A 1,080-nucleotide genomic window follows, 5' to 3' on the forward strand; every position below is an offset into this window, starting at 1 on the left:
GTGGGATCCAGAAGCTTCTTCACCTCCAGGGTGGGCAGGCGGCTGTTGGTGAAGCTGCAGACGGCGTTATCGCCGTAAGTGAGGCTGACATCGACGCTGGTGCCAGACCCGGAGGGCCCAGCAGCCCCATCGATGGTGCACTCATAGCTCGTGTCGTAGTCATCGAGATCGGTGCCAGTGCCCCCCTCCTCACTGACGGTCAGGATACCCGCGTCCACGGTCCTGGCGTCGGTCGTGCCGTTGTGAGTCGCATCTGCTTTCCTAACCACTCCATCGATCAACAGATCGAACAGCCCAGGATCGCCCGTGGGATCCAGAAGCTTCTTCACCTCCAGGGTGGGCAGCCGGCTGTTGGTGAAGATGCAGACGGCGTTATCGCCGTAAGTGAGGTTGACATCCACGCTGCTGCCAGACCCGGAGGGTCCAGCAGCCCCATCGATGCTGCACTCATAGCTCGTGTCGTAGTCATCGAGGCTGAAGCCGACAAAGGCGGTCTCACTGATGGTGTGGGTACCGCTGATCACCGCCTGCTCCAGAGTGCTCTCACCNNAGGCGGCTGTTCGTGAAGCTGCAGACGGCGTTATCGCCGTAAGTGAGGCTGATATCGACGCTGGTGCCAGACCCGGAGGGCCCAGCAGCCCCATCGATGCTGCACTCATAGGTGGTCTCGTAGTCATCGAGGCTGAAGCCGATGAAGGCGGTCTCACTGATGGTGTGGGTACCGCTGATCACGGCCTGCTCCAGAGTGCTCTCACCGTGGCCTTTGTTTGCGTACCCGGTTTCGTCAATGTAGAGGTTGAACCGACCTTCGTCGGTGGAGGGCACCAGGGCCTTCTCCACCTCCACGGTAGGCAGGCGGCTGTTCGTGAAGCTGCAGACGGCATTATCGCCGTAAGTGAGGCTGACATCGAAGCTGGTCCCAGAGCCGGAGGGCCCAGCAGCCCCATCGATGCTGCACTCATACGTGGTCTCGTAGTCATCGAGATCGGTGCCAGTGCCCCCCTCCTCACTGACGGTGCGGATACCGGCGTCCACTGTCCTGGCATTGGTGCTGCCGTTGTGAGTCGCATCTGCTTTCCT

At 61.0% G+C, this 1,080-nt stretch carries 2 protein-coding genes; both read right to left on the bottom strand.

What is annotated here, in order from left to right; genetic code table 11:
• Positions 1 to 524, bottom strand: a 524-nt coding sequence (locus GTN70_09610) for a hypothetical protein (GenBank protein ID NIO17233.1), incomplete at its 3' end; no start/stop codon positions are given.
• 19 nt (positions 525 to 543) lie between these two features.
• On the bottom strand, positions 544 to 1,080 hold a 537-nt coding region (locus GTN70_09615; GenBank protein NIO17234.1), incomplete at its 5' end, for a hypothetical protein.

This window comes from Deltaproteobacteria bacterium (assembly GCA_011773515.1).
Classification (GTDB): Bacteria; Desulfobacterota; Deferrimicrobia; order J040; family J040; genus WVXK01.